Below are 18,785 nucleotides of genomic sequence, written 5' to 3'. Positions count from 1 at the left end.
CCGCCCGGGGCGCCAACGCCATTGGCCCGCGGGTGCTTGAAATGGACGTGGACGCCCGTGGAACCGCTCAACGCACGCTCGATGCTCGATGCCGCGACCAGTGCCGCGGCGAAACCCGCTGACCAACCCTTCGTGGAGCGCCGCCGCCGGCTCTCGCCCGCAGCCCTCGACGTCGTCAACCAGAAGGTCGCCCGCGCCTATTCGCCGATCGTGATCGCCGGCTTCGTGCGCGTGGCCGACTTCGCGCTGCTCAGCCTCGTCGGTATCGCGCTCTATGTCGGCTACGTCATGCCGCTCTCCGGCTTCAGCTGGGTCTATCCCGCCGAGGTCATCGCCGTATCGATCGCAGCCGTGATCTGCTTCCAGGCCGCCGACATCTATCAGGTGCAGCTGTTCCGCGGTCAGCTCCGGCAGATGACACGGATGATCTCGTCCTGGTCGTTCGTCTTCCTGCTGTTCATCGGCATCTCCTTCTTCGCCAAATACGGCAGCGAAATCTCGCGGCTGTGGCTTGCCGCCTTCTATTTCCTCGGGCTCGCCGCGCTGCTTGCCGAGCGTCTGGTGCTGCGATCGCTGGTGCGCGGCTGGGCGCGCCAGGGCCGGCTCGACCGCCGCACCATCATCGTCGGCGCCGACAGCAACGGCGAGCAGCTGGTCGAAGCGCTCAAAGCGCAGGAGGATTCCGACATCCACGTGCTCGGCGTGTTCGACGACCGCAACGACAGCCGCGCGCTCGACACTTGCGCCGGCGCGCGCAAGCTCGGCAAGGTCGACGACATCGTCGAATTCGCCCGCCGCACCCGCGTCGATCTCGTGCTGTTCGCGCTGCCGATCTCGGCGGAGACGCGCATCCTGGAAATGCTGAAGAAGCTCTGGGTGCTGCCGGTCGACATCCGCCTTTCCGCGCACACCAACAAGCTGCGGTTCCGGCCCCGCTCCTATTCCTATCTCGGCGAGGTGCCGACGCTCGACGTGTTCGAGGCGCCGATCACCGACTGGGATCTGGTGATGAAATGGCTGTTCGACCGCGTCGTCGGCAGTCTCGCGCTGCTCGTGGCGCTGCCGGTGATGGGACTGGTGGCGCTGGCGGTGAAGCTCGACAGCCCCGGCCCGGCGCTGTTCCGCCAGAAGCGCTTCGGCTTCAACAACGAGCGCATCGACGTCTACAAGTTCCGCTCGATGTACCACCATCAGGCCGATCCCACGGCCTCCAAGGTCGTGACCAAGAACGATCCGCGCGTCACCCGCGTCGGCCGCTTCATCCGCAAGACCAGCCTCGACGAGCTGCCGCAGCTCTTCAACGTGGTGTTCTCCGGCAATCTCTCCCTGGTCGGCCCCCGCCCGCATGCGGTGCAGGGCAAGCTGCAGAGCCGGCTGTTCGACGAAGCCGTCGACGGCTATTTCGCCCGCCACCGCGTCAAGCCCGGCATCACCGGCTGGGCCCAGATCAATGGATGGCGCGGCGAGATCGACAACGAGGAGAAGATCCAGAAGCGCGTCGAGTTCGACCTCTATTACATCGAGAACTGGTCGGTGCTGTTCGACCTCTACATTCTCCTGAAGACGCCGATCTCGCTGCTGACCAAGAACGAGAACGCGTATTGAGTTTTCCGTCATGCCCCGGCTTGACCGGGCGATGACAGCGGTGTTTGGCGTCCGAATAGCGTGAGCATGTGATGGCGTATGCGGCGACAGCCGGTGGAGTGAACGTAGCCGTACCGGCTGCGCCCGGCGTGCTGGCGCTGCAGCGCGCGCTGGTGTGGCTGGTCGGCGCCTCCGGGGCGGTCGTCTTCATCGAGCCGAGCCCCTACGAGATCATGACGCTGCTCGCAGCCGTCACGTTCTTCGCCACCGGCCTGCGGCTGCGGCTCGCGCTGATGCCGCTGGTGCTGATGCTGGTCCTGCTCAATGTCGGCTACACCATCAGCGCGATCCCGCTGTTCGAGCAGCCCGAGGTGGTGAGCTGGATCGCAACCTCCTGGTACATGGCGGTGACGGTGGTCTTCTTCGCCATGGTCACGTCCGAGGACACCGCGGCCCGGCTCGACATGCTCCGCCGCGGCCTCGTGGTCGGCGCGATGATCGCCTCACTGCTGGCGGTCGCCGGCTATTTCCACCTGGTGCCCGGCGGCAACGACCTCCTCACGCTCTACGGCCGCGCGCGCGGCACGTTCAAGGACCCGAACGTGCTCGGCGCCTTCCTGATCCTGCCGGCGCTGTTCGCGCTGCAGAGCGTGGTCTCGGACAAGCTCGGCAAGGCGTTCCGCAACGTCATCGCCTTCGGCATCATGTCGCTCGCGATCCTGCTCGCCTTCTCACGTGCCGCCTGGGGCGGCCTCGTGCTGACCTCCGCCTTCATGCTGGCGCTGATGGTGCTGACCAGCCGCACCAACGCGCAGCGCTCGCGCATCATCATCATGGCGATCGTCGCCGCCGTGCTGGGGCTCGCGCTGATCGCGGTGCTGCTGTCGTTCGATTCCACCGCCGAGATGTTCAAGCAGCGCGCGAGCTTCGACCAGAGCTACGACGAGGGCCGCTTCGGCCGGTTCGGCCGCCACATCCTGGGCGCAGAGATGGCGCTCGACCTGCCGTTCGGCATCGGCCCCCTGCAATTCCACCGCTTCTTCCCCGAGGACACCCACAACTCCTATCTCAACGCCTTCATGTCCGGCGGCTGGCTGTCCGGCGTGTGTTATCCCGCGCTGGTCTTCACCACCGTCATCATGGGCTTCCGGCACATCTTCGTCCCGGTGCCCTGGCAGCGCGCTTATCTCGCCGTGTTCTCCGCCTTCGTCGGCACCGTCGGCGAAAGCTTCGTGATCGACACCGACCACTGGCGGCACTTCTGGATGATGCTGGGCGCGATGTGGGGCATGATCGCGGCCGCGCAGATCTGCAAGATCAGGGCTGGCGAGGACGCGTCTTCAGCTTGAGAGCCGGACGTTTTTCCGGCGGCGTGTCGAGCAGGCTCTTCAGCGCCTCGGTTGCCGCGAGCACACCCTTGTAGCCCTCGTTGGCGAAACGCAGCAGCAGCCTCAATTCCTCGTCGGAATAGCCGCCGAATACCTTTTCCATCGCCTGCTGCATCGGCACGTAGAATTGGCCGATCTTCATCGCCGCGTCCGGCACGACCGCGATGAAGACCTTGCGGCGGTCCTTCTCATCCCGTTCACGGCGAACCAGGCCGGCCTTTTGGAGCCGGTCGACCACGCCGGTGATCGCACCGGTCGTGAGGCCCGTGACCTCGGCGAGCCTCCCTGCAGTGACGCGTCCTTCGAGATACAGGATGTCCATGCATTCGAGATCGGAATTGGCGATTCCGGCAACGTTGGCAACGGTTTGCCCATAGAGCACGCCTTGCGCTGACGACCGGCGCATGGCGTCCTCGAGCTCCTGCAGCAGCGCGTTGCGCGCCTTCGTCCTTGACAAGGCCGACCTCATATCTTAGGCGATATATATCTTAGTAACTAAGATATTTAGCGACCGTAATTCCTCCTAGCACCACGGAAACGTCGGGAGCAAGCCATGTCCTATCGACCTCGCAAGACCCTGATCATCGGCGCCGGCATTGCCGGCCCCGTGGCCGCGATCCTGCTGCGCCGCGCCGGCATCGAGTCCGCGATCTTCGAGGCCTGGCCCTATTCGAAGGGCATCGGCGGCGGCCTTCAGATCGCGCCGAACGGCATGCATGTGATGGACGAGATCGGGCTGGCGAATGAGTTGATCGGCCGCGGCTCGGTCGCAGAATCCTTCGACTTCTATTCGCAAGGCGGCGTGAGGCTCGGTTCGATCAACCGCGACATGGAACGGCGCTTCGGCCAGCCTGCGGTGAACGTCTGCCGCGCCACGCTGAACGAAATCCTGATCGACAAGGCCTGGTGCGCCTGCGTTTCGCTCTATTTCGAGAAGCGCCTGATCAAGGTCGAGGATCGCGGCGACCAGCCGATCATCGCCTACTTCTCCGACGGCACCACCGCCGAGGGCGACTTCCTGATCGGTGCCGACGGCGTGCACTCGATCACACGTCGGCAGGTGGTGCCGGACGGACCCCAGCCGTTCAACACCGGACTGATCGGCTTCGGCGGCTTCGTGCCGCACGCCGTGCTCGACGGCAGATCGATCGGCCGGCACGTCGAGACCACGTTCGGCCAGAGCGGCTTCTTCGGCTACGGCTATTGCAGCCCCGATCCCACGGACGGCGTGATGTGGTGGAGCACGCAGCCCGCGCACGGCATGGACGCCGCGATGTTCCGCGCGCTCGACCCATCGACGCTGAAGCAGCATCTGCGCGGCTTCCACCGCGGCTGGCACGACCCGATCCCCGACATCATCGAGGCCGCCGAGAACATCGTGGTCACCGACACGCTCGACGTCGCGAGCCTGCCGACCTGGTCGCGCAAGCGCTCGCTGCTGATTGGGGACGCCGCGCATGCGACCAGCCCCCATGCCGGCCAGGGCGCCTCGCTGGCGCTCGAGGATGCGATGCGCCTTGCCCGCCTGATGCAGGACGGCCAGGAGCTCGGCGCCACCTTCCAGGCCTTCGAGGCCGAGCGTCGCCCGCGCACCGAGAAGATCGTCGCCATGGCGCGCCGCAACGGCAACAGCAAGCGCGAATTCAGCGCCACCGGCGCGTGGGTGCGCAATCAGATGCTGAAATGGCTGCTGCCGCTGGGATCGAAAAGCATGGAGTTCATGTACGCGTATGATGCGCGGGCGGTGTAAGCAGCACGAACGCTGCCGCAGGGCAAATCGGGACAATGGTGGGCACGGCCCGTTGCGCCTTTGCCCACCCTACGGCACCGAGCTAGCTCTCAACGGTAAACCTCAGCCCGGCATGATCCTGCAGCCGCTTGATCAGCTTGTGCTGCATCGCTGCGCCCGGGGTCCAGAAGCCGGCCGGAACGTCCGCGGCGTCGCGCAGCAGGCAGATCGCGCATTCGGAGATCATCTTCGAGGTCGAGCCGTAGCCGGGATCGCGGTCGCCGGTGACGCCGGCGCGGACCATGCGGCCGTCGGGCGCGATCGCGACATAGAGCAGGTTGAATAGACCGTTCTCGCGCTCTTCCTTCGACGGCCCCTCGCCTGGCTTCGGCGCATTCGGCCCGGTCTTCTCGGCATTGACCGCCATCACGCGCTTCGCGTTGGCCTCGCCCTTCTCGCCGGGACCGGTCAGGACCATCTCGTCGTAGACGAACTCGCGGCCGTAGGGAAAGCCCATCAGCATGTTGGAGCGATGGACGTTGCGGGTGTTGATCAGCGCCATCATGAACGGCGCGGCCCAGGATTGCAGATCCTCCTCGTAAGCCGCTCTGTTGCCTTTCGGCTGCTTCGGACCGGTAAATCCGGGCGTCAGCGCAAAATGGTCGTTGAGGATGGCGACGAGGCTGAGATCCTTGGCGACGGCATCGAAGGTCGCCTTCGCGCTCGCCGCTGTCCCGCCTGACAGCGTGCCGCGCATGTCGCGCACGCGGCCCTTGACGCGCGCAGCAGGCGCGCCGAACACGCGCCTGGCCTCTTCCTGCACGAAGAATGTGCCGAGCTCGAACGGCACGGAATCATAGCCGCAGGAAAACACGATGCGCGCGCCGCTCGCCTTGGCCGCCGCATCGTACTTGTCGATCATCTGGCGCATCCAGACCGGCTCGCCGCAGAGATCGAAATAGTCTGTGCCCTGTGCAACGCAGGCTGCGAGCAGCTCTTCACCGTAGAATTGGTACGGTCCGACCGTCGTGATCACCGATCTGGTCTGCGCCACCATCGCCTTCAGCGAGGCAGCGTCCGACGCATCCGCCACGATCAGCGGCGTATCCGCGGGCGCGCCGATGGCGTCGCGCACCGATTTGAGCTTGTCGAGGCTGCGGCCCGCCATCGCCCATGTCAGCGCCTTGTCGTCCTTGTAATGTGCCGCCAGATACTCGGCGACGAGCTGGCCGGTGAAACCGGTCGCGCCGTAGACGACGATGTCGAATTTCGCAGAGCTCATGACTGGCCTTTACTTCTTCGCGTAGCTCACGCCCATGCCGGCACGGACGTCGCTTTGAATGCCATAGGGCGGGATCGGATAGCGCAGGCCGTTCCTGGCCAGCGCCTTCATGCCTTCAATTGCCTTGGCGAGATGCGACGGCTTCAAGGCCATCAGCATCTCCTCGTCCGGCACGCCGCCATAGCGCCGTTCGGCATAGCATGGCAAGGACAGGCTGGGCTCCCCGGTCTTGAGCGCCCGCCCCCAGGAATCCGCGCAAGCCGTCTCTCCGACCACGCCCCATTCGAACTTCTTGTAGCCGGTATATTGCAGCCCGTTGATCAGGATGATCATCTGTCCCGGCGTCGCATAGACCAGGCAGATGTCGGGCGGATCGAGCCGGCCGCTGGCGAGCGGACTGACGGCGAGCGCCTGATAGTGTCCGAACGGAACCACGTCCAGCGCCTCCTGGCGCTTGCGCGCGTCCTCCGCCGCGCCGTGCCAGACCCCGACATAATTTTCGCCGGCGAGCCACTTCTCGTCCTGCGGCGCGAGCCCGATCACCGCGCGGCATTGCGCGCCGACAAGGTCATCGGCCGTGATGCCGACGGTCCAGCCCAGGCGCGCGGCCATGCTGACGATCTGGTCGGTGGTATGGATCGCATTCGGCCGCCGGATTTTCGGGATCGCCTCCATCTCTGCCGCTTGCGCGAACAGCTTCATGCCGATCACTGTCGTCTTCAGCCGCAGCAGGCTGTTGAGATCGGCGACGAGGCCGCCAAGATCGATGCTGTCTGCACTCTGCTGTTGCATGGCTTCCTCCGGCCCGGCGATCGTGCGCCGTGTGTTCTTGTTTTACAGCTCTCGTTCTAGTCCTTGCCCGGTCCCGGAAGCAACTCGCCGGTCCTGCCCATCAGACGGTAGGCCACGAGGCCAATCCACTCGCGCACCGCGACTTCGGTTCGGCCCAGCCCGTCCGCGCCCATATTGGTGAAGGCGAAGAGATCGTCACGTCCGCCCATCCGCCAGTCCACGGGATAGGCCTCGACGTCGAATCCGGCCTTGCGGAAGATCCCCATCGAGCGCGGCATGTGGAAGGCCGATGTCACCAGAAGCCAGCGCTCGCCCGGCTTCGGCGCCACCAGCTCCTTTGTGAAGATCGCATTCTCCCAGGTATTGCGGGAATTGCGCTCGAGGATCAGGCGCTGCTTCGGTATGCCGAGATTTTCCAGGATCGGCGCGGAGTAGTCGGCCTCCTTCGCGTCTGTCGCGACCAGGTTCGCGGTCCCCCCGGTAAACACGATGCGCGCATTCGGATAGCGGCGCGCGAGCTCGGCCGGCGCAAACAGGCGATCGGCAGCGTGCGCGACCACGGGCGTGCGGTGCGCCGCCGACAGATCGGTGTCGACGGAGCCGCCGAGCACGATGATGCCGTTGGGCGCGCCGCGCGCAGGGTCCCACGCCGGAAAGCGCGACTCCAGCGGATAGATCAGGAGATTGCCGAGCGGCGAGAACGCCGCCAGCGCCAGCAGCACCAGCGTGGTCACGGCAAGCTTGCGGCCGAGCGCGGCAAAGCGCGTCGCCATCAGCACCAGCGACAGGATGCCGAGCTCGACCATGAAGTTGATCGGCAGCAACGCGGTGCCAAGCGTCTTGGAAAGGACGAAAAACAGGGGAGCCTCGCTGGAATGAACTGGCCGGTCCGCGCGGGGCTTGACCTGCCCGGCGATCTTCAGAAATCTTCTTGAAAGAGGATCGATCGCCGGGTCAAGCCCGGCCTGATGAAAGCGACCGGACGCGGCACATGACCCATCACCACCTGCATTCCAGCCCCAAAACCTGCCATTGGGGCTTCTTCGAAGCCGCGCTCAAGCCCGTGCTGACGATCAAAAGCGGCGACGAGGTGACGGTCGACACCATCAGCGGCGGCCCCGACATGCTGCCCGACCGCGACAAGTTTCACATTCCCCCCGAGATGTTCGAGGTTCACGCCAACAACGAGCGCATGCTGCCCGGCCACATTCTCACCGGCCCGATCGCGGTCGAAGGCGCCGAGCCCGGCGACGTGCTCGCGGTCGAGATCCTCGACGTCCAGCTCCGGCAGGACTGGGGCTGGAACATGATCAAGCCACTGTCCGGCACCCTGCCCGACGATTTCCACGAGACCCGCATCCTGAACATCCCGCTCGACCGGACGCGGATGACCGGCCGCATGCCGTGGGGCCTCGACCTGCCGCTCAAGCCGTTTTTCGGCGTGATGGGCGTGTCGCCGCCCCCTGGCTGGGGCCGCATCTCCTCGCTGATCCCGCGCGCCATGGGCGGCAATCTCGACAACAAGGAGCTCGGCGCCGGCGCGACGCTCTATTTGCCGGTGTTCGTGCCGGGCGCGATGTTCTCCTGTGGCGACGGCCACGGCGTGCAGGGCGACGGCGAGGTGTGCGTCACCGCGATCGAGACCGCGCTGCAGGGCCGCTTCCGCCTGACGCTGCGCAAGGACCTGAAGTTCGACTATCCCCGCGCCGAGACGGCGACCCACTACATGACCATGGCGATGGATCCCGACCTCGACCAGTGCGTCGTACGCGCGCTGCGGGGCATGATCGCGCTGCTCGGCGAGCGGCGAAACCTGTCGCGCGAGGATGCCTACACGTTGTGCAGCCTGGCCGCAGATCTCAGGGTGACCCAGACCGTCAACGGCGCCAAGGGCATCCATTGCATGATCGAAAAGGCGATCGTGCACGGCTGAGCCGGCCCGCACCTCCTGACCTGTCGACGCCACGCCGCCGCCGGGACTCCCGCGCGGCGCGCCTCGCCGCGTCTAATTTCCCGTGCGATTCCAACGTTCTGAGCATCAAGCTCAGCCTGCATTTGACTTCCACCCCCGAACCTAAATAGAGTCTTAATCGTTACTTTTATGTACCCGAGTAAGAGGCTAGCGTTCGCGCCATGGCCACCGAAAAAGCCGAGACTGACCGTATTCCCGTAACCTTGGCGCTCTCGACCATCACCTATTTGGAGAAGCTGGTGAGACAGGGCACCCACGGCACCAGCGTTCCCGGCGTCGCACGTACCCTGATCGAGGAAGGCATCCGTCTCGCCATCAAGGACGGGCTTTTGTCGATTCGCGACAATGGCAGGACGTGAGCGCGCGCCGAATGCGAGGCGGACGGATCTCGGCAAGGCGGATGGCCACATCTGCAACCTGGGACCGTGACACATGCCTGTTCTCTCACCAACGTCTTCATCGACCTGTCCTGCGCCGACGTCTTCCTCAAGCACTTATTCCGCGAGGACTTATTCCTCGAAAACCTGGACCGACGAGCGCATCGAACTTCTGAAGCGGCATTTCGAGGCCGGCCTCTCCTGCCGCGAGATCGCCGCCGACATCGGCGTCAGCCGCAACGCGGTGATCGGCAAGCTGTCCCGCCTCAATCTCACGCGCGGCCGCACCATCGACGAGCGCAAGGTTCAGGACAGGCCGGCGCGGGCGCCGAGAGCCGTGCCGCGGCTGCAATATGAGATGCTCGCCACGATCTATGGCGAAACCGACGCACCCGTGGCCACAGGTCCGATCGACGACGCCAATCGCTGCTCGCTGATGGAGCTGGCCGAGAACCGCTGCCGCTGGCCGATCTCGACGCCGGGCGCCGAGGATTTCTGCTTCTGCGGCAACGCCGCGCCCGACGCTCAGCCCTATTGCGCCGGCCATAGCCGCCTCGCCTACCGGCCGAACTCACGCGCCCGCGTGATGCGCGGCTAGCATCTGTTTGACGCGTTCTCTTGACGCGAACCGGTATCCACTTCGCTCGAAAACGCTGTGCCTCCCAAAAACGAAAAACCTCCGGCGGGGCATCGCCGGAGGTTTCTGGAGGCTTAGCATGAAGCTAAGAGCCGCAACTTTCGTATTTGGCTGCGAGATATATAGCTTAGTAACTCATGTAAGTAAATAAATCGGGGCCGACGGAATCGCATAGCTCGTCTTCGCCTTCCGCACGGGCCATTCGGATTTCCGAAGGCTCCCACAAAAAAAGCCCCGGCGGTGTCCCGCCGGGGCCGTGTCGGATCGGAGAAGACCTCGAGCTTACCAGTTGCGCTGGGCGCGCAGCAGCATGCTGTAGGTGTCCTGGTCCTTGAGCTCGTAGGTCGCCGCCGGCTTGGCGACGCCCGTCAGTGCTCCGGTCGTGATCACGCCCGAATACTTCTGGTCGAGATGGCTGTAGGTGAAGTCAGCCGAGAAGGTCAGGTTCTTCACCGGCGTCCAGCGGGTGATGACGCCGACCTGGCCGATGTTGAAGTCCGGGTTGCAGGAGCCGGTCAGGGTGGCGAACGCCGCGCTGCCGCAGATCATGCTCTTCGCCGTGCCGCTGTAATTGACCGCAGCCCACGCGCCGTACAGCGCCGTGTTCCAGTACGGGCTCCAGTTGTGGGTGAAGGCACCCCGGAAGCCGTAGGTCTTGGTCAGCTCGAGCTGGCCGCCCGGTCCGAACACCGCATCGGACACGCCGGCGAAGCCGATGCTCTGATAGGCGGCGTTCGAGCTGCCGAACATCGAGTAGCTGGTCGCGGCCAGCTCCTGGAAGTTGTAGCGGCTCGCGCCTTCGGTGTAGACGCCCGAGATGTTGATCACGTCGCCGGCACCGGTCGGGATGTTCTTGATGCCCAACGCGAGCTGAACGGCCCAGCCCCATTTGTCTTCGGGATGACCGGTGGCTTCGGTCGCACCGTAATAGCCGACATGGTTGTCATGCGCGGCGACCGACGCCTGGAACAGGCCCCAGGCCTGGTCGACGCGAACCATGGCGACGAGGTCGGGCGAGCGGGTGCCGCCGATGTCGTTCGAGCCGTAGGCACCGCCGAGAACGCCGGTGGTCGACATGCCCGCCGTGTTCCAGATGTTGGTCTGGAAGACCTGCGTCTGGTCCTGCGCCGAGAACGCGGCCGTCACACCCTGGCCGAAGTCGGCGGTGTAGGTGAACTGGGTCACGCCGTTGGTGGTGCCGCTGCCGCCGACGAGCTGGTCGAAATTGTTGCCGGGATAGTTGATCCAGGGCGCGTCGAACTGCGACACGGCCTTACCCATGGTGAAGCCGGCGAACTGGACGAAGGCGTAGTAGACGCCGAGCGCGCCGCCGGAGAGATTGCCGTCGGTGCCGTTGATGTTGCCGCCGCTCGAGCCGGTGAGGCCGGTGCCGGCCGCGTTGAGGCCGATCGTGCCGCTGTACTGGGTCGCACCCGTGCCCGAACCGGTCCCGCCATAGCTGCCGGTCGTCCAGGTGAAGACCGCGTCGAAATAGGTGCGGACCACGCCGTACTCGGTCGCGGTGCGCGTGTCGATGTTGAGGTCTTCACGAGCGCGCATCGAGTAGTAGTTGGTGAGGCGGTTGTTGGCCGCGAACACGCCGTTGTACTGGGCGCTGTAATTGCCGCCGGCGTTGAGCGCCACTTCGGCACGCACATAGCCGCCGAGCTTGATGCAGGTGTCGCTGCCCGGGATGTAGTAGAAGCCCGCGCCGTACAGCGTGCAGATCTTGACGTACTCGACTGCCTTGGCCTTGACCGGAAGATCGGCCGCCTGGGCTCCACCGACGGCGATCAGACCCGCCGCAGTGCCGAGCAAAAGGCTCTTCACCACTTTCATCTTAAAAACCTCCAAGTTGCTCATTTTACGGAGACCGGACCGTGAGGCCCCCCAAGATCCCCGTCTCTATCAATCCGCTCGGCCGCTTTCGGACACACCCGCTTTCGACGCGAGCAACGTCAGCGAACCACCTGCAACGGGACGATCGAGTACCCCCCACCGTCGCGCACCAATATGCCTGCGTCGTTCGCTAATCAAAATACTTTATTAAGTCAGCTTTCCGGTTTTCGCTAAGCCTGTGCCCCGCGCGCAACACCGGGACCAAGCCGATCGCTGAGCTGATCATCTTTGTAGTTTTAGTGACGAAATTACCCTGCCCTGCACTTGCGTCAGAGCAGGCTTGCGTGGACTATGGCCCTCCACGAACACCGGCCTGAACAATCGGTTCACGGGAGTGACGCTGTGTCCGCGACGAGGAAAGAAGGAGCGCGCCTGCGCTCGATCGGCAACCTGGATATCATCAGGCGCTTCACCTGGGAGATATCGTCGATCAACATGTATCTGGAGGAACTGCGTCAGTTCTGGGCGAAGACGCTCGGCATCAGCGGCCCGCAATGGCTGATCCTGATGGCCATCTCCGACCTCGACAAGGACGACGGCATTCCGGTCAACGTGGTCTCCAAGCTCCTCCACGTGGATCCGTCCTTCGTCACCACCCAGTCCAAGCTGCTCGAAAAGAAGGGCCTGCTCCGCCGTCGCCCCTCGCCGACCGACGCCAGGGTGGTCCGGCTGTCCCTGACCGACAAGACCCAGAAGCACATCGCAAGCCTCAACGAGCAGTACAAGACGATCCGCGAATTCGTCTTCCAGGAGTTCGACGAGAACGAATTGACGGAATTCACCGGCAAGCTCGCGACGCTGAAGAACCGCCTCCAGAAAGCCTGCGTCCGGATCTCACTCGACTTCTAAAGCGCGATGCGATCAGGATGAATCGTCATCGCGCTTCAGGTTGTTGTTTAAGCATGATCTTTTCGGAAAACCGCTGCGCACTTTTCCGGATCATGCTTTAGGGCCCCGCGCTCAGATCCGCCGCGCGGCGGTGCCGAGCCGCGATTCGAGCCAGTCGAAGATGTATTCGTTGGCAAGGCTCGGATTGTCCGCATGGGCCTGCGCCGCGCCGGTCTCGGCCGCGCTGAACACCTTCAGCATGACATCCGAACTGGCGAGCCGGGAGTTCTCGACGATCTGACGCGCCCGGTCGGCCTTGAGCCAGCCGTCCTCGCCGAGCGTGATCAGCACCGGGCAGTCGGCGCTGGAGGCCATCAGCGGCGCATGCGGCACCGGCACGATGCTGACATCGCTCATCGCGAATCGGCTGGCAAAGAAGGCCCGCTCGTGCAGGTCCCACAGGCCGCCGTCGCAGACGGCGGCGGCGAGCCGCGGCTCCTGCAACACCGCGCGCGCCACGAAGGACGAGCCCCAGCCGTCAGCGATGATCCCGACCCGGGCGAAATCGATGTCGCCGCGCGTCTCCAGATAGTCCATGACGCCGGGAATTGCGCTCTCGAGATCCCGGCGCCGCAACAGCGCGTCGAGATAGTCGTCGCGCTGGTCGCCGAGCAAATCGAGCGCCAGCATCGAGAATCCACGCTCGCGCGCATGCGGCACGAGCTTGAACAGGAATTCCTCCTTGCGATGGCCGGGCTCGCCGATGCAGATCACGGTCGGAGCCCGTCCGCTTCCCGTCGGCGCGGGAACGAAGTAGCCCTGCAACGCATGTCCGTCGAGCCAGGGGATGGTCACGACTTCGCCGGCGGGCCCGCGCGCCGCGAGATAGCGGCGTGCGCATTCCTGCATCGCGAGCACCGCAACCCAGCGGCGCTCGTCGGCCGGGTCGAGCGGCATCGCCGCCGCACCGTAGTAGTTCATGGCGCGCAGCCAGTTGCGCTGCGCGCTCGCCATGTGGCCTTCCGCGAACGCGGCCTCGGCGCGCTGCCGATTGGCCTGCGCCAGCTTCTTCCACTCGCGATGCCAGGACCGGTCGTCACCGCGCTTCAGCTGCCGCGCGATCATCAGGCATTCGGCGATCGTGGCGCCGCCCTCCTGGGCCGCGGTCAAGAGCCGCGTAAATTCAGCGGAGATGTCCTCCCGCTCCGGGCAAAGGATCCAGTCGTCGGAGAGGCATGCGGGAATCATCGGAGCTACGCTCTATCATCGCGTTATCCCCGATTGAGTAAACTATTTCAGTTTACCGACCAAGCAGCCGTGCACCGAATGAGAGCCGTTCGAGATCACCATCGCTTGAACGAAACGGCCCCCTCGCATGCGTGACATTCCAATTCGTCATGAGGCGACGAACATTGGCAGGAGGTGGCACGTACAATTACCTGCGCGCCTCTTGCCATGATGATTATCATACCTATATCGGCACGCCTTTCGAGGCGGTCTCAACCGAGCCGCCAGCCGACCTCCTGCGTAAAGCTTTCGTAGAAGGCGCGGTCATAGGCCTGCTCCGGCGTGGCGCGCACGCGTTCGTCGAGTCGCTCAGCGTCCTCGCCGACGAGGATGCGCCAGCGCTCCGCCTTGACCCCGTCGAGAATGATCTTCGCGGCTTGCGCAGCCGTGGTCGGCGCATCCTCCAGGAAGCTGCGGGCGCGTTCGGCGAACGCCGCCTGGATGTCCTCGTCCGACATCTTGTCGGCATCCGGCACGCCGGCCGTGACCATCCGCTTGCGGGTCAGCGCGACCTCGTCGGCATTGAGTCGCTCCGATCCGTCGGCGCTCTGCACCTTGCGCGAGTTGGAGACGATCGAGGTGCCGATGTGACCGGGCATCACCACCGAGCATTTGACGTGCGGCGCATGCAGGCGGAGGTCGTTGATCAACGCTTCGGTAAATCCCTTCACCGCGAACTTGGCCGAGCTGTAGGCGGTGTGCGCCTGGCCCATGCCGATCGAGGCCCAGAAGCCGTTGACGCTCGCGGTGTTGACGATGTGGGCCTCGTCCGCCGCGACCAGCATCGGCAGGAAAGTGCGCACGCCGAGATAGACGCCGCCCCAGCAGATGTTGAAAGTGCGCTCCCACTGCTCGCGCGTGTTGGTGAACAGGCTGCCGCCGCCGCCGATGCCGGCATTGTTGAACAGCAGGTGGATCCTGTCGGTCTTCTGCTGCTCGGCGAGCTCGTCGCGAAAGCGCTTCAGATGATCCTCGATCGAGACGTCCGCGACATGCGTCGTGACGCGCAGGCCCTGCGGCAGCTTCTCGATCTCGCAGAGTCGCTTGGTCTCCGCCATCGCGGCCTCCGAGACGTCGCACATCGCGACATTGCAGCCTTCGGCGACGAGTTGCCGCGCGAGCTCGCGCCCCATTCCCGTGCCGCCGCCGGTGATGACTGCGATCTTTCCTGCGAAATCCTTCATGGGACTTTCGGCCCCTCCCTTGTCGGTATGTTTCTTCGTCATCGCGCACTCACTGGAGCGCGCACGAAATGTAGCAGCGCCGCATCCGCAAATGAAAGCGGATCGGCGAGGCAATCTTCAGCATCAGTTATTTCGGCGCGCGGACTATTGGCCGTTCCGATGCTGTTGCCACGCGGTCCGTGCATGTGAGGCAGCCTCGCCCGCGGCACATCCTTCGAGACGCCCGCCGTTGGCGGGCCCTCAGGATGAGGACTCGGTGCGTGGCAGCACCTTCAACGAGCACCGATGTTCATCAGCCTCATCCGGAGGAGACCGCGCAGCGGTCGTCTCGAAGGACGAGGCGCTTGCTCGGCCATCGCCAGGAAGCACACGCGATAGCCCGGCCGTTGCGAGAGAGCGCCCGCGTCGCTGCCGCCACAGTCGGGCAAAAATGCCCGGTTCCCGTATTTGTCCGGCTTCGGTTTATGGGCATTTTTTTTACAATCCGAATCATCAAATGGACTCCGGACGCTGGGTCGAGTCGGCCAGGCCAGCGTGTTGTTTGCGTGTCACAGGCTCTGGCACTCCGCTTGCATCCTCTTCGTGGTCTGAAACTACCGATGAGGTGACAGGAATGTTCGTGACCGTCGTTGCCGTGCTCTGCCGGCTGAGTGCAGCCAGCTCAGGCAGTTGCATCGAGGAAATCGTGACCGACAGCAACATGACGCCCGAGATGTCGATGATGCAATGTGCGATCGGCGCACAGGCGCCGCTCGCGAAATGGATGGGCGAGCATCCGATCTATCACGCCAATTGGCGCCTGGATCGGTACAAATGCGTGCCCGGCCATTACGAGATCAAGGGCCACGCCTAAGGCCCCGCAAAACTACTGATCCGAGGAAACGCCCGGGGGCCGCCGTGCCCTCCGCGCGAGCACCGTCAGCGCCAGCCCCATCGAGGCGGCGCGCCCTGTGACCACGGTCACACCGTCCCCCTAAGCCACCATGCGCATGATGAGCGCACGCGCCTTGCGCCCTTCCGGCGTCGGCATCAGCGCGTAGTTGTGTGGCTGGTCACGCAGCAGATGCAGCTCGACCGGCACGCCCACCGCCCTCGCCCGCTCGGCGAGATCGACGCTGTCGGGATAGAGCAGATCGCGAGTCCCAGCGAAGATCGTCATCGGCGCCAGGAAGCGGAAGGCGCCGTTGAGCGGACTGACGAAGGGATGGCCGACATCGAGCTCGCCGGCATAGAGCCGCCCGGCCTCGACGATCCCCGGAATGTCCTGGATCGGATCGCGCGCGGCGATCTCGATTTGCTCGGGACGGCTGACCGACGCATCTGCCGCGGGCGAGATCAGCACCAGCCGCGCCGGCTGTCGATGACCGCGATCGCGCAGCCATTGGCACGCGGCGAGCGCGAGGCCAGCGCCGGCCGAATTGCCGACCACCGTGACCTTTGCGGGTCCGGCGTCTTCCAGCAGCATGCGCAACAGCTCGCCCGTCGCCGGCACGACGTCCTTGGCAGTCGCGCGCGGCGCCAGCGGATAGATCGGCACAACGCACGACACGCGCGCCTTGCGCGTCATCTCGCCGACGAAGCGCCAATGCGCCGGCGCGATCTCGTTGATGAAGCCGCCGCCGTGCAGGAACATGACGTAGTTGCAGTCCTCAAAGCCCGACGACGGCGCGGTGTAATAGACCGGCCAGCCGCCCATCTTGGTCAGCGTCGCCTCGACGCCGCGCCCCAGGCCCGTCGGCTCGTAAGAGGCCGGCTGCAAGGCGAGCTTCTGCACATGCGCCTGCACGGCTTCGATTGATGCCAGCTGCTGCTTGTAGGGCAGCAGGGCGAGCAGCATGTTGAAGACGCGACTTTGCAGGCTTGGGGCGGGATCGCGCCGGGCCGGTGGACCGAACACGCAACCGCCCGGGCAGAACTGCAAGGCCGACACTAGTCTGGCAACGCTCATGGCCACATCCCCATCTGGCACTTTCGAAACGGCGACAAGGGGCTTGCCGACCCACCGCCACCTGCCGATATAATGCGAGTATTCGCTCGCTTTTCCTACTCGCATTCGGATCACAAGATCGTGGCTCGCCAACCGCCGACAAAACCCCGGAAAAATGCCTCGCAGGCGCGATCACGCGCCACCATCGACGCTCTGGTCGAGGCGACCGCTCGCATTCTGGTCCGCGAAGGTTTTGAGAAGGCCAGCACCAACCGCATCGCCGAAATCGCCGGCGTCAGCGTCGGTTCGCTCTACCAGTATTTTCCAAGCAAGGAAGCGCTCGTCGCCGCCGTGATCGACCGTCACAACGACGAGATCATGGGCATCGTCCGCGCCGCGCTCGTTGAAGTCGCCGATCTGCCGATCGACAAGGCGGTGCGAAAACTCGTCACCGTCGCGATCGACGCCCACCGCATCAATCCGAAGCTACACCGCGTCCTCGCCGAGCAGATCCCACGCACCGGCCAGCTCAAAGACGTCGAAGCTTACAACCGAGAGATCCAAACGTTAGTGCGCGCCTATCTCGAAAGCCGCCGCAAGGAGATGCGCAAGGTCGATCTCGATGTCGCAACCTTCATCTGCGTCAGCGCGATCGAAGCGATCGCGCACAACACGGTGCTGCACGGCGCCGAGATGCTGTCGGAGAAGATGGTGCGGACGCTGGTGGACGAGACGACGCGGATGGTGGTGGGGTATTTGAGGTAGGCGGCCCTTACGGAGATCTGCTCCAAAGCTCAAAAGTGATAGTTCACGCCCACTCGCGCCACGTGGAAATCCGCCCGGCCGAAATTCGCAGTGTATCTGGACAGGTTCGGACCAATACCCGTTGCGAGTGCGTTGGCCGTCACTGACGATTTGCCGAGGTCAACGTAAAGATATTCGGCCTTGAAGCTCCAACGAGGCGCAAAGCGCCATTCGCCGCCTCCACCCAACGTCCAGCCGGTCTGAATGCGGGAATTGCTCCCCGTGAAGCACGTCAATCCCGTTGTACAAGCAAATGAAGTGCCGCTGACGGAGATACTGAAGCCTCCAGGCGGTCCGTTTACGATGTAGTCGTCAAATGTCGCCACCCGACCAAAAGCGAAGCCGCCGGTCCCATACAGAAGAACGCTAGGCGAGACCAGCGCCCCAAAGCGCCCACGAATACTCCCCCACCAGTCAATCTTTTGCTCGGCCGAGATGGTCTGTGTGAAAGCTGGGGGCAGAATCGGCGCGGTTTCGCGACCGCTTCCGCGCAAACTGGATGCGCTCAAGTCGCCTTCAACGCCGACGAGCCATTTGCCACCCAGCTGCCAATTGTAGCCCGCCTGCAAACCTCCCGTTACACCATTCATCGAAAAATCGTGAGCGCTGAGAGCAACCTGCCCCGCAAACGGAGCTACAAGCGGAACTCCGGGATTGAAAAGGAAAGCGGAAGCGGCGTCACTCGTAAAACCCACGGACCGGTTTGCCCATGCGCCGCCAACGTTGCCGCCTATATAAAATCCCGTCCAGCTCGGGCTGGGGTCAGCTGTGCGCGCTTTCGTGAAAAGTGAAGGGCTTTGGTCAGCAGCTTCCGCCCCCGACGCGACACTCGCCAAGACTGCTACAGCAGCCAGCACTCTTCTCACGGGACGCCCCCTCCGCGATTCCAACGCGCCCGAAACTCTTAAATCATGTTGACGCTGCACGCTGTGACGTCAAGGCAACACTCGCGGAACGTTGCAACCGCAAACGTGCGGCCCGCGGTAGCCCGCCCGAAAATTTGATTCTTTGAAATGGTCGGAGCGAGAGGATTTGAACCTCCGACCCCTAGTCTCCCAGACTAGTGCGCTAACCGGGCTGCGCCACGCTCCGAAC

Annotated in this window: 18 protein-coding genes and 1 tRNA gene; 9 read left to right on the top strand and 10 right to left on the bottom strand. The window is 64.3% G+C overall.

The features are described 5' to 3' along the window. Positions 1–57: 57 nt before the first annotated feature. Together GDN70_RS18335 and GDN70_RS18330 are read left to right on the top strand one after the other, a co-directional pair. Positions 58–1,605 carry an undecaprenyl-phosphate glucose phosphotransferase gene (locus tag GDN70_RS18335; RefSeq protein WP_028141408.1) on the top strand — a complete coding sequence of 516 codons (1,548 nt, stop codon included), beginning with the start codon at positions 58–60 and terminating at the stop codon, positions 1,603–1,605. 71 nt (positions 1,606–1,676) lie between these two features. After that, entirely contained in the window at positions 1,677–2,933 is a 1,257-nt protein-coding gene (locus GDN70_RS18330; protein ID WP_038948772.1) for an O-antigen ligase, read from the top strand. On the opposite strand, the gene GDN70_RS18325 is transcribed toward GDN70_RS18330, so the two are convergent. Continuing rightward, on the bottom strand, positions 2,902–3,378 hold the full coding sequence (locus GDN70_RS18325; RefSeq protein ID WP_049806573.1) for a MarR family transcriptional regulator: 477 nt from the start codon (positions 3,376–3,378) through the stop codon (positions 2,902–2,904). The genes GDN70_RS18330 and GDN70_RS18325 overlap by 32 nt on opposite strands. A gap of 147 nt (positions 3,379–3,525) precedes the next feature. Here GDN70_RS18325 and GDN70_RS18320 point away from each other — a divergent pair, with 147 nt between their 5' ends. Next, positions 3,526–4,722 carry an FAD-dependent monooxygenase gene (locus GDN70_RS18320; RefSeq protein ID WP_152102863.1) on the top strand — a complete coding sequence of 399 codons (1,197 nt, stop codon included), beginning with the start codon at positions 3,526–3,528 and terminating at the stop codon, positions 4,720–4,722. Between the two features lie 82 nt (positions 4,723–4,804). Here GDN70_RS18320 and GDN70_RS18315 read toward each other — a convergent pair whose 3' ends face one another. Genes GDN70_RS18315 through GDN70_RS18305 form a run of 3 tightly spaced genes read right to left on the bottom strand, consistent with a single transcriptional unit; the run spans position 4,805 to position 7,599 of the window. Further along, the gene (locus tag GDN70_RS18315) at positions 4,805–5,983 is read right to left on the bottom strand and encodes a trans-acting enoyl reductase family protein (RefSeq protein WP_038948775.1); all 1,179 of its coding nucleotides are present in this window, start codon (positions 5,981–5,983) and stop codon (positions 4,805–4,807) included. Between the two features lie 9 nt (positions 5,984–5,992). Next, positions 5,993–6,775 carry a DUF169 domain-containing protein gene (locus tag GDN70_RS18310; protein ID WP_152102862.1) on the bottom strand — a complete coding sequence of 261 codons (783 nt, stop codon included), beginning with the start codon at positions 6,773–6,775 and terminating at the stop codon, positions 5,993–5,995. A gap of 56 nt (positions 6,776–6,831) precedes the next feature. Continuing rightward, the gene (locus GDN70_RS18305; protein ID WP_038973482.1) at positions 6,832–7,599 is read right to left on the bottom strand and encodes a YdcF family protein; all 768 of its coding nucleotides are present in this window, start codon (positions 7,597–7,599) and stop codon (positions 6,832–6,834) included. 167 nt (positions 7,600–7,766) lie between these two features. Between GDN70_RS18305 and GDN70_RS18300 the strand changes: the two genes are divergently transcribed. The 3 genes from GDN70_RS18300 (at position 7,767) to GDN70_RS18290 (ending at position 9,722) form a co-directional block, all read left to right on the top strand. Next, positions 7,767–8,708 carry an acetamidase/formamidase family protein gene (locus tag GDN70_RS18300; RefSeq protein ID WP_038948778.1) on the top strand — a complete coding sequence of 314 codons (942 nt, stop codon included), beginning with the start codon at positions 7,767–7,769 and terminating at the stop codon, positions 8,706–8,708. A gap of 200 nt (positions 8,709–8,908) precedes the next feature. Then, positions 8,909–9,106 carry a hypothetical protein gene (locus GDN70_RS18295; RefSeq protein ID WP_007603456.1) on the top strand — a complete coding sequence of 66 codons (198 nt, stop codon included), beginning with the start codon at positions 8,909–8,911 and terminating at the stop codon, positions 9,104–9,106. A gap of 73 nt (positions 9,107–9,179) precedes the next feature. After that, a complete protein-coding gene (locus GDN70_RS18290; RefSeq protein WP_038948779.1) occupies positions 9,180–9,722 on the top strand; it encodes a GcrA family cell cycle regulator in 543 nt (180 codons plus the stop codon). Between the two features lie 321 nt (positions 9,723–10,043). Here the strand turns inward: GDN70_RS18290 and GDN70_RS18285 are convergent, their stop codons facing one another. Further along, positions 10,044–11,600: a porin gene (locus tag GDN70_RS18285; RefSeq protein WP_028141399.1), complete on the bottom strand. Its 1,557-nt coding sequence runs from the start codon at positions 11,598–11,600 to the stop codon at positions 10,044–10,046. A gap of 402 nt (positions 11,601–12,002) precedes the next feature. Here GDN70_RS18285 and GDN70_RS18280 point away from each other — a divergent pair, with 402 nt between their 5' ends. Then, a complete protein-coding gene (locus GDN70_RS18280) occupies positions 12,003–12,509 on the top strand; it encodes a MarR family winged helix-turn-helix transcriptional regulator (RefSeq protein WP_026202299.1) in 507 nt (168 codons plus the stop codon). A 111-nt stretch (positions 12,510–12,620) separates the two neighbouring features. On the opposite strand, the gene GDN70_RS18275 is transcribed toward GDN70_RS18280, so the two are convergent. Together GDN70_RS18275 and GDN70_RS18270 are read right to left on the bottom strand one after the other, a co-directional pair. Then, entirely contained in the window at positions 12,621–13,736 is a 1,116-nt protein-coding gene (locus GDN70_RS18275; RefSeq protein ID WP_028141398.1) for a S9 family peptidase, read from the bottom strand. Positions 13,737–13,987: 251 nt separating this feature from the next. After that, complete coding sequence (locus GDN70_RS18270) at positions 13,988–14,959, bottom strand: SDR family NAD(P)-dependent oxidoreductase (RefSeq protein WP_028141397.1); 972 nt, start codon at positions 14,957–14,959, stop codon at positions 13,988–13,990. A 613-nt stretch (positions 14,960–15,572) separates the two neighbouring features. Here GDN70_RS18270 and GDN70_RS18265 point away from each other — a divergent pair. Beyond that, complete coding sequence (locus GDN70_RS18265) at positions 15,573–15,812, top strand: hypothetical protein (RefSeq protein WP_007611067.1); 240 nt, start codon at positions 15,573–15,575, stop codon at positions 15,810–15,812. Positions 15,813–15,932: 120 nt separating this feature from the next. Here the strand turns inward: GDN70_RS18265 and GDN70_RS18260 are convergent, their stop codons facing one another. Next, positions 15,933–16,907: an alpha/beta fold hydrolase gene (locus tag GDN70_RS18260; RefSeq protein ID WP_038948785.1), complete on the bottom strand. Its 975-nt coding sequence runs from the start codon at positions 16,905–16,907 to the stop codon at positions 15,933–15,935. 120 nt (positions 16,908–17,027) lie between these two features. On the opposite strand from GDN70_RS18260, the gene GDN70_RS18255 reads away from it, so the two are divergent. Further along, positions 17,028–17,651 carry a TetR/AcrR family transcriptional regulator gene (locus tag GDN70_RS18255; protein ID WP_038948786.1) on the top strand — a complete coding sequence of 208 codons (624 nt, stop codon included), beginning with the start codon at positions 17,028–17,030 and terminating at the stop codon, positions 17,649–17,651. 29 nt (positions 17,652–17,680) lie between these two features. Here GDN70_RS18255 and GDN70_RS18250 read toward each other — a convergent pair whose 3' ends face one another. Further along, complete coding sequence (locus GDN70_RS18250; RefSeq protein WP_240536536.1) at positions 17,681–18,547, bottom strand: outer membrane protein; 867 nt, start codon at positions 18,545–18,547, stop codon at positions 17,681–17,683. 157 nt (positions 18,548–18,704) lie between these two features. After that, positions 18,705–18,782 (bottom strand) — tRNA-Pro (locus GDN70_RS18245). Between the last annotated feature and the right edge of the window lie 3 nt (positions 18,783–18,785).

This window comes from Bradyrhizobium sp. TM102 (assembly GCF_009176685.1).
Taxonomy (GTDB): domain Bacteria; phylum Pseudomonadota; class Alphaproteobacteria; order Rhizobiales; family Xanthobacteraceae; genus Bradyrhizobium; species Bradyrhizobium ottawaense.
Note: the sequence above shows the minus strand (reverse complement) of the source record. Positions and strands in the feature narration are given on the sequence as shown.